We start from the raw sequence: 12,188 nt of genomic DNA, 5'->3' as shown, positions 1-12,188 counted from the left end.
GATAACTATGAACCTGAAACGAATCAAACAAAGCGTGTTTTTTCTGGCGGGCATGCTGTTGGTGGGAACGGCGGCAGCACAAACCAAGGTTGAAGCAGAAGCTCCAATCAGCATTTCTGGTGTGGCATTGGAATATCGCCTACGTGAAAATGGCAATGATCAATACAACAAGCTATTGGAAGCCCTGGCCGATAAAAATCTCAACTTTAAGTTGGTGATTTTTCCATTGACCCGCGCCGTGCGTAACTTAATGGATAGCGAAGACTGTATTTTCCCTTCGTCCCTGAATTCAATACAAACACATTTTTCCGAACAAACAAAAGGCCGTGAATTCATTGCCTCGAATCCCATCGACTATATCAGCATGCGCGTTTTTACACGGCAAGGTGAAAAAACTATCGCCTCTTTTAATGAGCTAAACGATAAAAGAGTCGCCATCTGGCTCGGTTTTGATCGCAATATTTATTTGCAGGGAGTTAATGCGGTGGTTGACGAAGTGGCGAGTGAAGAGGTGCGCGTTAATATGCTGACAAAAAAACGGGTAGACGCAATTGTGGGTTTTACGCCGGATGTTTTTCTGGCCGCCCAAAAACTTGGCGTGCCAATTCCGGAATACAATAAAAAGCTTTCCGTTTTTGAAGGGGAGGGCGCCTCGGTTGTGTGTCACAAGAACGCCAAAAATCTTCAGTTTATAGAACAACTAAATGTGCAATTGGAACTGCTGAGAGAATCGGGTGAATTGGGTAAAATTTTGGGGCCTTACGCTACCCTGGTTCATTGATTCAGTTAAAAAAATCTTTAATCAAGTCATTTGAATAAATAACTGAAGTGGTCAGCGCAAGATCGAGCCTCCGGGGTGATCAGAGGCTCGAATTAAAAATAAAACTAAAAATTAATATTCCCACAACATGGCAATTGAATATCCGCCCGCTGAGGGCGCCATGAATAATATTTTTTCACCTCTTTGCAAATCACCTTTCTTCCGCCAGTAATCCAGTGTTACCGGTATATTGGCTACGGTCATGTTGGCATAAAGCCCTATGGTATGCCGGATTTTGTCCTCAGAAATTTCCAGTTTGTCGGCCCAGACTTGCATCATTTTTAATCCGGACTGATGCATTATCACCTTATCAACTGCAACGCTTGGGTTTCTATCAAGCAGCGTTTTTGCAACGGACATTGGAAACAAAATTAAATCTTTTATGGTGGTTCTTCCTTCCGGGGGGCGCACAGTAAAAAATTCTTTCTTTTGGGTAAATTGTGCATTTTTCATTACCAGCGCGTTAAACACTTCCGGCTTGGTATTGTTTAATTCATGCTTATCAATAAAAGACTCTGAGGAAGCATCCAAAATTACCGCGCCTGCACCATCGCCCGCAAAAGCAAAGTTTGGCTTGGTGGTGTCCAGCATAGTGTGAACCCAATCGGTCGAGGTTACTATGAGTACCACTTTATTTTTGCCGGTGCTGATCAGCGAATCCGCCATATTTAATGCGGTAATAAACGAGGAGCACGCAGTATTGATCGGCAACACCGAGGCATTCCATGCACCTAACTCGTGTTGCATCAAATTCAAATCATCGCCGTAAACATTTCGACTGGGTTGGATAATGCCGATAATTAAATCGATATCCATTGCCGTGTATTTACTGTTAGCCAAGGCATCTTTAGCGGCTTCGACCGCCATCATCAAGGCGGTTTCAACCGCACTGGCATGGCGACGTTCTTCGTAGCCGGAAAAGTATTCATCCATGGATTCAAACAAGGCATTGCCGCCCACAAATTCACTATTGAGGACGATGGTGGATGGTAGATAACTACCTGTTGCTTCTATATGGGACAAAACAAAAACCTCTCATTCATAAAAATAAGTGTGGATAAAAATTCAGGGGGATTATTGGTGGTTGCTATAACGATTAGGTTTGGTCTGTGTTAGCCGCCGGGTGTTGCCGAGCCATTAATCGCCAAGCCTTTGATGCGATCCCCCATAGGAGGCACTTCATCGCGATCAATGCGAACGTCAATCAGGGTCGGGCCATTTTTTGCAAACAGCGCAGGCATATCCAGCTCAACCAATTCCTGGGGCGAGGTAATGACAATACCCTCAACACCCATAGCCTCGGCCATGGCGGCGTAATTGATTTGGTTTAGCTCCCAGCCAATGGACTCCTGGTTGCCCAAGCGTTGGCCGTGTTTCACCATGCCCAGTGCGGCATCGTTTAACACCATAAACACCACCGGCAGTTGGTGCTGGGCGGCTACGGTTATTTCCTGTGCACTCATCAAATAGGAACCATCACCCACCAAGCAAAGCGTAGGGCCAGTTTCTTTTGCAAAGGCGCTGCCAATGGATGCACCAATCGCCCAGGCCATGGAGCCAAAGCCCATCGCAATACGGTAATAACCCTGATTATTCGGTCGCACAAAATAATGTGTTGCCCACGCCCAAGCATTTCCCGCATCGATAAATACGCGAGTGTCTTCGGGCAGTGTTAGCGCCAAATGCGCCATAAGTCGCTGGGGTTTAATGGGGCTTGCGTCGCTCAAACATTTTTCCGGTTCGCGCAAAGTAACGTGTGTACCTAATACATTTTTTTCGGTATTGCCGGGAATGGTTTGCCAGGTGCGGCCCCACTTGCGCGCTGCTGCCACATTTTCAATGAGCCGCGTAAAAATGGTGTGCAAATTTCCAAACACATGCAGGTTGGCCATGGGCGAGCGAGTGAAGTGCTCCACGGAAGAATCAATGTGCACCAGTTTGGTATTTAACAGGTCATCATTCCAACCGCCGGTCCCCATTTCTCCGAGGGCGGCACCCACAGCGATAATCAGATCGATCTTATCCCCTTGAAATAATTCTTTGGCACTCTCGTGTCCGGCAAAACCGTACACGCCTCGGTACTGGGGATGGGTTTCATCAACCCAACTTTTTCCCATCGGGCCGGTGACAAACGCGGCACCCGTCAATTCAATAAATTTAATGATTTCCTTATGCGCACTGCCTGCGCCGTTACCCACATAAACGGCAATAGTGTCAACGCGCCCCAACTTTTCACAGAGGCGATTGATTGCCGATTCGTCGGACACAAAAAAATCATGAATCAATAAATCCGCATGAATGTGCGGTTTTATCTGGGCAGGAGTGCGCAAAACATCAGAAGGTATGCTGATATGGGCCGGCCCCTGCGGGGTGCGATGCGCCGCCATTAAAGCCGATACCAATTTGCTCTCCAGCTGTTCGTGGTGGGATATGAGCGTGTTGTAGCGGGTGCAATGGCGAAATAACCCGACCGTATCAATTGCCGTGCAACTGGATTCCTGCAGTGCGCGCTTGCCAAACTTGGGCAGCGGGGTTTGCGCGGTAATTACTAGCATCGGGACTTCTTCACTGATAGCAGAGCAGATACCGGTGATTAAGTTGGTGGCACCAGGGCCGGTAGTCGCGCAGACCACGCCCATCTTTCCGGTTTCCCGGCTGTAGCCTTCGGCCATAAACGCGGCGCCACACTCGTGCCGCGCCACGACTAATCGCGGGCCGCCGTTGCGTTCAGAGCGAGCCAGAGCATTGAGCAAAGGCTCTATTGCACCGCCCGGCACACCGAACACTTTATCAATGCCCAGGAGCTGCAGATAATTCACGATCATATCTGCATAGGTGGAGGCTTCTCGCGGGATATTGAGTGGAAGTGTGGGAAGTACTTGTTGATCGTTGGGTATATTTAAATCGAGTAACTTGATGTGATTTAACATTTGCAGGATAGATCTCGGTGTTGCGCATCCCTTCGGTAATTTCAAAGTGCGCAAATTATATCCAGATGTGTATTTTGACGACAGTGCCGATATTTACTTGTGCGAGTGTTTTTTTTGCTCAATGACAGCCTCTGGTGGTGGTTGTCACCAATTAGCCGTAGGCCGAAAAACGTTTAGATTGAATAATTCTCTAATGGAGTTTTTCCCCTGTTTTAAGCGGGTTTTAGCTTCAAAGGTGGAATAACTAGGGATATTTAGATAGACCGGATGGGTATAAAAAAGAGGGGGTTATAACTATATTTTAATATTCTTATAGTGAATTATTGTTTGTTTTAATATTCAAAAATAGTATAAAAATAAATATTTTTTGTAGCTTTTGTCACATACTTTTTTGGAAGTGTGCTGATTTTTGATCTTTTTAGAAAGAAAAAGCTTAGACGCTTCCCTTCAAAGGTTCCGTTTCTATTGATTGGGCGGGCATATATTTCAGGCGACAGGCATTCGGGGTCATGGGCTTGTCGATTAAGTATCCCTGAAAACAAATATCGGGATATCGATTTAACCAGTCTGCCTGCACCTGCGTTTCCACTCCTTCGGCAACCACCGCCAATTTCATGGTGCGGGCGATGGCGATAATGGACTCGACCAGTACCTCATCCTCCCCATCTACCATCAGGTCATCGATAAAGGATTTGTCGATTTTGATCTTATTAATGGGGATACGTTTTAAATAACTGAGCGAGCTGTAGCCGGTGCCAAAATCGTCCAGTGAAAAAGTTGCACCACGGCGTTGCAGGGTAACTATTTTTGCCACCACCTCATCAAGGCGGTGCAGTGCCGCTCGTTCAGTAATTTCAAACTCAATATTGCGTTCGGATACCCCGTAACCTTCAACAATAGCAACAATACGCTCAACAAAATCCGCTTGATACAAAGTGTTGGCGCACAGGTTTAAGGTGATACGAAATTGGGGCGGAAGTACGCCTGCGATCATTAACTCTTTTAAAAACGCACAGGCTTTGTCCACCATCACATAGTCAACATCGACGATCATGCCGGAGTTTTCAAGGAAGGGAATGAAATCATTCGGTGAAACCAAGCCCTGGGTTGGATGATTCCAGCGAATTAACGCCTCTGCTGCTACCAGGTTCCCTGAGAGCCCGTTGACGATGGGCTGCAGCACCATAGAGAACTGTTTCTTTTTAATTGCCTCCCGTAGGTCTGACTCCAATTGCACATGTCTATGGACCTCTGCCGCCATGGATTCCTCAAACAGCTGATAGCCATTGCGGCCATGTGCTTTGGCTTTGTACATGGCGGTATCGGCAAAGCGCAAGAGTACTTCGGTGTCACTATCCTCGAAGGGGTACATCACAATCCCGATGCTGCCACTCACCACAAATTCAGCGCCGTTACTCAGGGCCACCGGCGCATTGATTGTTGCGAGCAGGTGTTTGGTTAGGGTTATTGCCTGATTTTTTGCTGCCTCAAGGTCTTTGTCTAAATCCGGCATGCTGATAACAAATTCGTCCCCCCCTAAACGTGCAAGCGTGTCTGATTCTGGCAATAGTTTGCGGATTTTTACCGAGAGCTTTAGTAAGAGTTCATCGCCCAGCGAATGGCCAATGGTGTCGTTAATGCGTTTGAAATCGTCAAAATCGATAAACAAAAGCGCGCCAAAGTTGTGAGTGCGGTTAGCGCGTCTCACATCCTTTTTTAGTTGGTTCTGAAATAAATTGCGATTGGGCAGATCGGTGAGGGTGTCAAAATAGGCAAGGTATTCAACGCGCTCTTCGGCTTTAACCCGTTTGGTGATATCAAGCCCAACGATGAGTACACAGGATTTGCCATCGAGCGTGAAGGCGATAAAGGTCATTTGTATAACCAGTTTGTCGCCGCTTGCGGTGGTGAGTTTGTGCTCCACCGTGAGGCCTTGGGGGTTGTTAAAATCCAACTGTTTTAGGCTAGAGGTCAGGGCTTTTGCTTCTTCCTTATCAACACTCTTGTGCACATCACAATAATCCTGACCAATGAGGTCGGTTTGGTTCTTTTGATAAAACTGTTCTGTGGTGTTATTTGCAAAAATGAACCGGTAGTTTTCATCGACGGCAAATACCAGATTGGGGCTGGTATCCAAAATAAGGCGCAATTGCTGTTCACTTTTGGTCAAGCCGGTTTGCCAGTGTTCAAGTGCGGCAAGGAAACTGTTGGCATCATTAACAATGTAGCCCAGTTCATCAAATCGGTGCCCTTCAACATGGTCGATACGTTTTCGCTCAGTTTGCTCCGGCCGTATCATGGAAAACCGCTGCGCTATAGTGACCAGGGGGCGCGTGAGCATAAAATGGAAAAGTGCAAAAAGTACTAATGCCAGGCTAAGGTTCCGGAGTAAACCCGACACTATGATGGTGAGCACCCGATCATAAAAAGGTGCAAAACCCAAGTCATTGCTTACGCTCACTACCAGTTTTCCCTCATAGGTATTGTCGGTGTAGATGAGATCGAGCTGGTAGGTTTTGATTTCTTCCGCAATGAGTCGTGTTAACCAGAGCGTATCGGACGGAGAGGGGGAGGATGAATAATCAGCGATGACCTGGTCGCGGTCATCCAAAATGGCGGCATAAGTAATGAAGTTATAGTTCTCCAAACCTTTGATAACTTCGTTAGCCAGGTTGGCGTCTAATTGGTGCACTGCACGCTGCGCGGAATTTTGTACTACCCGAAAAATCTCGTCGACGTTGTTATCTATTTGTTGGCGTTGATACCCCAAATCTATAACTACTTGGAACAGTGCAACAATGAGTCCCAATATAAGAGCTATAGCTAAGCTGGATCGCATTAGACGAAAGGCAATGCGCTTATAAAACTCAATTGTCATAAAAGAGCGTTCCCACCGTCATGAAAAGACAAACACCCTGTAAGCCTGTTACATCATTTATTATTATTTAATGATAATGCCATTCCCTGTGCATTAGCCTCTGCGCTCTATAGTATTTCAAGTGTGGTTATAAAAGAAGGCAGATATTCTATCTTTTTCGCACAGCCAAGCCTGATGGCTGTGCGTTGATCATTTACACTGGGTTATTTACAAATAGTAATTCGCATCCATAATTTCACTCAGCTCGACCTTGGCAACTTGCGGTTGTGCCACTAACCACGCGTGCAATTTTGCTTTGTCCGCTTCGGTGGTTGAACCGTAGCGTTTGGCAGAGCCGACAAAACCCGAGAGGCGTTTGCTGGAGAGCCCGCCACCAAATACCAGACCTTCGGCGTTAATGGCATCGATAAAAAAGCTATCGACAAATTCGCTGATGGTTTCGTCGGTTAAGTCGCTTTTAAATTCACATTCCAGTTCAAAACCAAAGGTGGCGAACTCGTCCTGAAATAATTTTTTGCGCAAACGTTTACTGCGCTGTGGTGCTTTTTTGGTGCTTACAACTGTCATGGTTTTACCTTTACTTAATCACAAACAAAAAAATTAGTTTAAATCGTCATTACTAACGCCGTTTAACTCCATCAGCGTCGCAACTTGTTTTTCCAGTAACTCAATACGGCTTTCTAACTGCTGCACTTTTTGTTCAAGTTGCTTTTGATGTTCATGCTGCGCGCTATGTTCATCATTGCTGCTGCGGCTAATGGTGCTGTTTTGCATGGCGGCAATCGCGGCTAAATCCGGTGCACCGCAGAGTAGGTGCATGTAGCGATCTTCACGCTGGCCAGCCAGCCGGGGAATGTGTACCACATGAGGTTTGGTTTTGGCGCAGAGTTGCTGCAGTTTTTCTTCCAGTGCCTGGTGTCCGGCAAATTCCACCATGCGTTGGGTGCGGGTATGAATTTCTGCCACGGTTTGCGGGCCGCGCAGTAGCAGTACCGTCAAAATAGCCTGGGTGGCTTTATCTACACTGAGCACGCGGGTCAGGCGTTGGTCGTAACGTGCGGCGCGGTTGCCGTAATCCACGCTGAGCAATTGACGATCCTGCAATTCACTGACACAGCGTTGTATCTGACCGCTCTCGTAATTGCTAATAGGTTCACGGCTGGTTTTTTGGTTGCAGGCCAATAACAGGCTGTTGAGCGTTAGCGGGTACTGGTCGGGTGTGGTTAGCTGTTTTTCCATCAGGGCGCCTAATACACGGGCCTCAATGGCATTGAGTAAGGCGGGTTCTTCGTGGTGGATGTCTTTGTTGGTGTCGTGGTTGGTATCGTTGCTGCTATCAATACTGTTTTCCATAAGAACTCTCGAAGATCATCGGCGGATGAACACTCTACGCGGATGGCGGCTAAATTTCACCCTTTAGCGCGTTAAGCAGTGGTGATCAGTCAAATATTTCATGATTCCAACAAACCTTGACTATATTTTAAACGCTGCAGCGATTTGCAGCGGTAATGTGATTTTGTCGAGGATGATGTTATGGATGCATTGTGGTTAGTAGGAGACCCCGCCCGGTGTTATCGGGTGCCTGATCAGCACATGATCGTGAATAACACCGGTGCGTTGCTTGATGATGCGGCGCCGTATCGGCAGGAGATACATTCAGCGTCTGATTTTGAAGCGCTTTGTCATGCAGTCGATCTGTTGGTGTTTGCCGAGGGTGCCATTGTGCCGGAGCATAGTTGGCTTGAGTTGATTCCCGTTCATTTACCTAAAATCGTGCTGCTCACCAGAGGGAATGGTCACAGTGATGTAGCAATCCAGTTAACTCATGTAGGGGTGGACGCTTACATAACCAGCGCTATGAGCCAAGCCGATTACGCCTTGGTAATGCGCAAGGTGTACGAGGACAAACAGTCGATCCTCGCGCTGCAACAGGAATTAAAAAACTTTTCCGCCATTGCGTTTACCGCCATGTCATCGGCGTCGGAAATGGGCACCATCGCCGTATTCGCTGAAAAAATACAGGAGGTGATGGAGCTGGAGCGCTTAGCGCATTTGATTCACAGCTGCCTCGGTGACCTCAATTTAAGTGGCGTTGTGCAATTTGTATTTGATGATGAAACCCGCTTGTTTCCCGCCGCTATATCTCCCGCTTATTTGCAGCTGCTTAGCCTCGCGCGTGATACCAGTGCACGCATTATTTCCCAGGGGCGGTTTTTGTTATTCAGCTTTACACACCTGCAGTTATTAGTGACGGATGCGCCGGCCAGTGATGAGGAGCGCTATGGTCGCCTGCGCGATGTGCTGGCGCATTTGGTGTCTATTGCCGAGGCGCGCGCAAAAACCTTGAAGGTGAATTCGCTGTTAAAAATCCAGCAGGACAATACGCGTACCGTGATGATGTTGCTGGAAATGTCCTCGCGCGATAACCGCAACGCGGTTAAAGAAATTATGACGGAGCTATCCGATTCCCTACGCCTGATGGCGACGGGTCTTGATTTGAATATGGAGCAAGAAACGGCGTTGCTCAGTTTGTCGGAAAAGGCGCTAGTGTCGCTGGAGGGGCTGCAAGAAGCGACGGAAGCGGTAGAGGTACATTTCCGCAGCTTGGTACAAGAGTTGGATAATGTAGCGCATTTGCTGGATGCCCCCGAAGGGGCAACAGAGGAGGATGAGCACGATAGCCGGGTTGAATTGTTTTAGCGCGTGCGGTCAGGCATCCGCCGCGGCAAAGGCATTTGCCTCCTGGCAAATTATTTCATCCATCAGGTCTTCAATGTTTTTGCCATCGCAATCAATCACAATGTCCGCATAACGTAAATAAAGCGGGCGCCGCTCGCTATAGACATCGGCAAAACTTTGCCCTGCGGGGCGAGCAATACCACGGTTTTCCATGTTGTGAATGCGTTTTTCCAGCTCACCTACTGTCACGTCCAAAAACACAATCGGACCAAATTGTTTTAAGTGATGCATGGCAACATCGCTGTACACCGCACTGCCGCCGGTAGCAATAACATGGTTGGGGTAGTGAGCATTCAGCAGCACTTTTTCCTCTGCATTGCGCAGTGCCATATACCCGTGATGGTGCAAAATATCCTGCAGGGTTTTACGGTGCTCAAGTTGGATAAGCAGATCGGTATCGACAAAATCCTTCGCCAGATTTTTTGCCAGCAGCAAACCCAGTGTGCTTTTGCCTGCGCCGGGCATGCCAATCAAAATCAAACTTTGATGATAGGGATTCATAGTATTGCTCCGGCAAAAAAATCAGCGAGGGAACGATGAGCCATTCATTATTTCAGCAGCATGGCTGCAACTAACTATAGCTGAGAATCATTGCGCTGCTGCTAGCTCTTTTTATTGCACAAGGCTTATAGCAAGTTATCGCACAAGTCTTATAACAAACTTGTCTCAGCGCGCGAACTGCTATGGAAAATCGCCACCAGTGAGTAGCTGAAAAAAGGACTATAGCTGGCTAAAAAATCACTCAGTAAAAATTTAATCGTCTCTGGAAGCGTTTCGTCCGCCGCCTTGTCTTGCAGGTCTGGCAACTCTGCCTGCACCTTGTAGGCGCCGTCATTGGTTTTGTTTGCATCGGTAACCACAATGACTAATTCCGCACGCGCAGGGTTCCATTCAAACAGTAAGTAGAGTGAATCCTCCTGAATGTTTACATCCAGCAGGCCAACGGCTTTGGCGGCGCAGGTTTCCAGGGCTTGTTTTAGTGCGGGCTGATCGCTGCTGCTAAAACGGCTGAGATAAACGGTGTGGTTGGCGGCAGATTGGCTCTGCCAAGGGTGATTAATCGACATATCAGGCGTTACACAGGTCTTCAAAGGCATCTACTAGAGCTTCTTCATCCGCTTCGGATAATTCGGCCAAATCCATAATGCAGGGTTCATTGATCCCGAGGATCTCTTCGATATCCTCAAACGTCAATTCGGCAGCCAGCGCGCGTTGTACATAATTCTTTACGGCTTGATGAAGCGCTGTTTCGTTGTCGCGTGCGACTTGCAGTTCGGCCACTGTCTGCGCAGTTAACCAGTCGATAAACGCACTGCGGTCGGCATCGGAGGTGTTAGTGCTAGCGTTGTAGGTAGGGGCATTGGTCGGAATTGTGGGGGTGTTCAAGGGAAATACCATCCAGTCAATAAAAAGGGCCACCAGTATAAGGCTTTTCGCCCGTTCAGCAGCCCGTTTTTTGCGCTAGTTTCCGCACCAGCGCTGGATAAATTCCCCATCAGGGTCGTAGGTATCGCGCTGTTTTTGGATATTAAACTCCCGTCGCCCACGCGGGTCTGTACCTACGCCGGCCAGATACTGCCAATTGCCCCAATTTGCCGCGCAGTCATAGTCGATAAGTTGCTGCTCAAACCAAGCCGCGCCGTAGCGCCAATCCACACCCAGTTGATTGATCAGGTAGCTGGCGACGATTTGTCGGCCGCGATTACTCATCCAGCCGGTTGCTGCCAATTGCCGCATAAACGCATCGACAAATTGATTGCCGGTATTTCCCGCACACCAGGCAGCAAATGCCTCGGGGTAGAAACTCAGCAAAGGATTTTTATTTTGTACGCCGCGTAATGCAAACAGTTGTTTACCAAAGCGAAACGCCAGCCACTGGAAATACTCGCGCCAGAGCAATTCAAAATACAGCCAGTAGCTGGATTCATTGGCGCCATGCGTTTGTTCATAGTCTTTAATCGCACGCACTACTTGCCGCGCCGACAGGCAACCCATGGCTAGCCAAGGTGATAGCTTGGAGGAAAAATCCCAGCCATCCAAATCGTTGCGCGTGTTTTTGTAATTGCTAATGAGTTTGTGCTCACCTAAAAAATACTGCAGCTGCGCGAGCCCCGCCGTACTGCCACCGTGAAAGGGCAGGCGACGGTTATCGGCCGGTTGCACTAATTGCTGCGCACGCATGATTCCTAGCCATTGATCCAATTCGCAGGGCGAGTCCTCAAGCACAACTGGCTGGCGCAGGTTGGGTGCGCGCGGTAGGGGCATGCTGCAAGGCCGTGCTTCCACCAGTTTGCGAAATTGCGAAAAAATCAGCGGTAAATCTGCCAGCGCAAACGGCAGCTCAGCGCGATCAAACAGGGTGAAGTTTTCATGGCAGCGCACTGGTATATCAAGCTTATCGCGCAGGCGCTGTACATCCCCTTGTTCATCGCTGCCCGGGTATTCGCCGGTGGCTATGGCGCTAACATCCCAGCGTTCTACTAGGCCTGTTAATGCGGTAGCGGGGTCGCCTACCACTACCATTAAATCGCTACCCTGAGTGCGCAGTTGTTGCCGCAATTGCTGTAGTGATTCCAATAAAAAATGCTGGCGATGAATACCGAGGCTTTTTTGTTGATAGCGCAGTGGGCGCAGCCAGCGGTCAGGTAATACATAAACCCCTATAACCCAATCGTTATTGGCGACCAATTGGCTCCAACCGGGGTTGTCGTGCAGGCGTAAATCGTAACGAAACCAGTAAATTGCTTTGCGCATTGCGTATCTCCGGATATATCCCGTTCATACGCAAACGCGTGGGCTAACAATCAGTGAGGAGTTAATT

General features: G+C 48.2%; 11 protein-coding genes. 2 read left to right on the top strand and 9 right to left on the bottom strand.

The window, feature by feature from the left end; genetic code table 11:
- Nucleotides 1-7: 7 nt before the first annotated feature.
- Nucleotides 8-781, top strand: coding sequence for a substrate-binding periplasmic protein (locus tag NNX04_RS06190; RefSeq protein WP_007640344.1), 774 nt, complete (start codon nucleotides 8-10; stop codon nucleotides 779-781).
- A 111-nt stretch (nucleotides 782-892) separates the two neighbouring features.
- Here NNX04_RS06190 and NNX04_RS06185 read toward each other — a convergent pair whose 3' ends face one another.
- The 5 genes from NNX04_RS06185 to NNX04_RS06165 all read right to left on the bottom strand — a co-directional run bounded on the left by NNX04_RS06185 (nucleotide 893) and on the right by NNX04_RS06165 (nucleotide 7,981).
- Nucleotides 893-1,843, bottom strand: a complete 951-nt coding sequence (locus tag NNX04_RS06185) for a 3-oxoacyl-ACP synthase III family protein (RefSeq protein ID WP_261947815.1) — start codon at nucleotides 1,841-1,843, stop codon at nucleotides 893-895.
- An 89-nt stretch (nucleotides 1,844-1,932) separates the two neighbouring features.
- On the bottom strand, nucleotides 1,933-3,750 hold the full coding sequence (locus NNX04_RS06180; protein WP_151057187.1) for a thiamine pyrophosphate-binding protein: 1,818 nt from the start codon (nucleotides 3,748-3,750) through the stop codon (nucleotides 1,933-1,935).
- A gap of 433 nt (nucleotides 3,751-4,183) precedes the next feature.
- Complete coding sequence (locus tag NNX04_RS06175; protein WP_261947814.1) at nucleotides 4,184-6,520, bottom strand: putative bifunctional diguanylate cyclase/phosphodiesterase; 2,337 nt, start codon at nucleotides 6,518-6,520, stop codon at nucleotides 4,184-4,186.
- 315 nt (nucleotides 6,521-6,835) lie between these two features.
- Entirely contained in the window at nucleotides 6,836-7,195 is a 360-nt protein-coding gene (locus NNX04_RS06170) for a YggL family protein (RefSeq protein ID WP_007640349.1), read from the bottom strand.
- Nucleotides 7,196-7,228: 33 nt separating this feature from the next.
- A complete protein-coding gene (locus tag NNX04_RS06165) occupies nucleotides 7,229-7,981 on the bottom strand; it encodes a YceH family protein (protein WP_261947813.1) in 753 nt (250 codons plus the stop codon).
- 180 nt (nucleotides 7,982-8,161) lie between these two features.
- Here NNX04_RS06165 and NNX04_RS06160 point away from each other — a divergent pair, with 180 nt between their 5' ends.
- On the top strand, nucleotides 8,162-9,328 hold the full coding sequence (locus NNX04_RS06160) for a hypothetical protein (RefSeq protein WP_261947812.1): 1,167 nt from the start codon (nucleotides 8,162-8,164) through the stop codon (nucleotides 9,326-9,328).
- Nucleotides 9,329-9,337: 9 nt separating this feature from the next.
- Here NNX04_RS06160 and NNX04_RS06155 read toward each other — a convergent pair whose 3' ends face one another.
- The 4 genes from NNX04_RS06155 to NNX04_RS06140 form a co-directional block, all read right to left on the bottom strand.
- Nucleotides 9,338-9,868 (bottom strand): shikimate kinase, encoded by a 531-nt coding sequence (locus NNX04_RS06155; protein ID WP_261947811.1) that lies wholly within the window; start codon nucleotides 9,866-9,868, stop codon nucleotides 9,338-9,340.
- A gap of 149 nt (nucleotides 9,869-10,017) precedes the next feature.
- Nucleotides 10,018-10,464, bottom strand: a complete 447-nt coding sequence (locus NNX04_RS06150; protein ID WP_261947810.1) for a hypothetical protein — start codon at nucleotides 10,462-10,464, stop codon at nucleotides 10,018-10,020.
- Nucleotides 10,436-10,753 carry a hypothetical protein gene (locus tag NNX04_RS06145; protein WP_261947809.1) on the bottom strand — a complete coding sequence of 106 codons (318 nt, stop codon included), beginning with the start codon at nucleotides 10,751-10,753 and terminating at the stop codon, nucleotides 10,436-10,438. Before NNX04_RS06145 ends, NNX04_RS06150 begins: the two co-directional genes overlap by 29 nt.
- Nucleotides 10,754-10,828: 75 nt before the next feature.
- On the bottom strand, nucleotides 10,829-12,121 hold the full coding sequence (locus tag NNX04_RS06140) for a DASH family cryptochrome (protein WP_261947808.1): 1,293 nt from the start codon (nucleotides 12,119-12,121) through the stop codon (nucleotides 10,829-10,831).
- Nucleotides 12,122-12,188: the final 67 nt, after the last annotated feature.

The sequence above is a fragment of the Cellvibrio sp. QJXJ genome, assembly GCF_024452345.1.
In the GTDB taxonomy this organism is placed as follows: Bacteria; Pseudomonadota; Gammaproteobacteria; order Pseudomonadales; family Cellvibrionaceae; genus Cellvibrio.
This window is presented reverse-complemented; position numbering and strand designations above follow the sequence as displayed.